Source organism: Bifidobacterium leontopitheci, assembly GCF_009193355.1.
GTDB lineage: Bacteria > Actinomycetota > Actinomycetes > Actinomycetales > Bifidobacteriaceae > Bifidobacterium > Bifidobacterium leontopitheci.
This window is the reverse complement of record NZ_WBVT01000074.1, coordinates 1-2543: the sequence shown is the minus strand read 5'-3', so window position 1 is coordinate 2543 and position 2543 is coordinate 1. Positions and strand designations below refer to the sequence as shown.

Genomic DNA, 2543 nt, shown 5'->3' with positions numbered 1-2543 from the left:
TTGGTCGTGTGTTTGGTTTAGATTTTGAACAGATGTTTTATTTGTGTGTTCGTGTTTTGTGCGGTAGACGGCACACATGCGTGGGGCGGTCGCGGGGGTGGGGTGGGGGGGGGGGGGAGGGGGGTGGGGGGGGGGGGGGGTGGGGGTGGGATGGTGGTGCGGAGTGCAAAAGGACGGAGAACGGGATGCGGCGGGACGAGCGCAGTCGGAACCCGGCGACAGCCAACGGACGCGAAACGAGGACAAGCGCCAGCCGCAACGCAACGTACTCATAGGGACCGGTACGGGTACGTTCCGTCGAAAATCACAAACGGACCGTACTCGTAGGGACCAGCTCGAGTACGGTCGGTCAACAGAACATGACGAAACGTACTCGTGCAACCGATTAGAGTACGTTTCGTCAACATATATCCAACCGAACGTACCCGTAGAACACGTACGAGTACGGTCGGTCGATAATCCTAAACGGAACGTACTCGTACCACCCCATTCGAGTACGGTCGGTCAGGAAAATGTGACGGACCGTACTCGAAGGGGTCCTCCCGAGTACGGTCGGTCAACAGAACATGACGAAACGTACTCGTATGAGCGCTTAGAGTACGTTTCGTCAACAATCCACCAACGGAACGTACCCGTAGAACACGTACGAGTACGGTCGGTCAGAAAAACACAACGGACCGTACTCGAAACATCATGTACGAGTACGGTCCGTTGAGAAATCCTGACGAACCGTACTCGTAGAGGCCCACTTGAGTACGGTCGGTTGCAATGATGCGGATGGCGGGTGACGCTCCCCCAGTCTTCGCTACGCTCAGCCAGCCCCCTCCACCGAGGGGGCCGAGGAGCGGGACAGTAGCTCTCCACCTCCACCGAGGGGCTGAGAGCAGGGCGCCGCTGCGCCTCGCCAGCGTCAGCTGAAGTCGGCGCCGAGGGCGTCGAGCTTGCCGCGGAAGTCGGCGTAGCCGCGGTCGATCAGCGAGATGCCGTGCACGTCGGACGGTCCCTTCGCCGCGAGCGCCGCGATCAGGTGGCTGAAGCCGCCGCGCAGGTCCGGCACGTCGATGTCGCGGCCGGTAAGCGGCGTCGGTCCGAAGATGACGGCCGAATGCTTGTAGTTGCGCTGCTGGAAGCGGCAGGGCAGCGAGCCGAGGCACTCGCGATACAGCTGAATCGTCGCGCCCATCTGCACAAGCGGCTTGGTGAAGCCGAACCGGTTCTCATACACGGTCTCGTGCACGATCGACAGGCCGTTCGCCTGCGTCAAGGCCACGACGAGCGGCTGCTGCCAGTCGGTCATAAAGCCGGGGTGCACGTCCGTTTCGATGGCGACCGGATGCAGGTCGCCGCCCGGATGCCAGAAGCGGATGCCGCGGTCGGTCACATCGAACTCGCCGCCGACCTTGCGGAACACATTGAGGAACGTCATCATCTCCGGCTGGGTCGCGCCCTTGACGAAGATGTCGCCGTGCGTGGCGAGCGCCGCGGACGCCCAGCTCGCGGCCTCGATGCGGTCGGTGAGCGCCGTGTGCGTGAAGCCCTTCAGCTGCTTGACGCCTTCGATGCGGAACGTGCGGTCCACGTCAACGGAAATGACCGCGCCCATCTTCTGCAGCACGGCGACCAAATCCATGATCTCAGGCTCGATGGCCGCGCCGGACAGTTCGGTCTTGCCTTCGGCGAGCACGGCGGCGAGCAGCGTCTGCTCGGTCGCGCCCACGGACGGGTACGGCAGGTGGATCTTCGCGCCGTGCAGACCCTTCGGCGCGGTGATGTGGATGCCGTCCTTGTGTTCCTTGTCGACGGTCGCACCCAGCTTGCGCAGCGTCTCCAAGTGGAAGTCGATCGGTCGGCCGCCGATGTTGCAGCCGCCGAGCGCGGGGATGAACGCCTCGCCGAGACGGTGCACGAGCGGACCGGAGAACAGGATCGGGATGCGCGACGAGCCGGACAGCGTGTCCACGTCGGCCACGTCTGCCAGCTGCACGTGGGTCGCGTCAATGTTGACGATGCCGTTCGCGCCGTCCACCTCGACGTCCACGCCGTGCAGGCGCAGCAGGTCGGAGACCACGTGCACGTCACGGATCTCCGGCACGTTCTTCAGCACCGAGCGGCCGGGCGCGAGCAGGGCCGCGACCATCGCCTTGCTGACGAAGTTCTTCGCGCCGCGCACCTTGATCGTGCCGTTCAGCGGCTTGCCGCCGACCACGTGCAGGACGTCGTCGTTCGCGGCGTCACTGGTGAACACGCCGTCTTTCGATTCGGTCATCGCCCATACTCCTATTCGCTACTCACTGTTCGCTGCTCGCTGCCGCCGCGACGTTCTCTGCATCGCCGCTGTCGGCAGGTCCGGCCGCGGCTCTCGCACGGCCGGTCGCCTCATCTCGTTTCCGGACTCACAGCATACCCGCAGACCCGCCCGGACGGCAGGACTAGGCAACAGTCTGCCATACGGCTTGTGGTGGGCGCGTGAAGTTCGCGGGAATGCGCTCCCAGCTGATTTCCGGGCGGGGGTGACGGAGGGTCGGGGGTGCGCGGGGTACGCG

1 protein-coding gene is annotated in these 2543 nt (G+C 64.2%); it reads right to left on the bottom strand.

All coding sequences use genetic code 11. The annotated features are described in order from the left end of the window. Positions 1-910: 910 nt before the first annotated feature. Complete coding sequence (gene murA, locus F7D09_RS10945) at positions 911-2266, bottom strand: UDP-N-acetylglucosamine 1-carboxyvinyltransferase (protein ID WP_152235516.1); 1356 nt, start codon at positions 2264-2266, stop codon at positions 911-913. Positions 2267-2543: the final 277 nt, after the last annotated feature.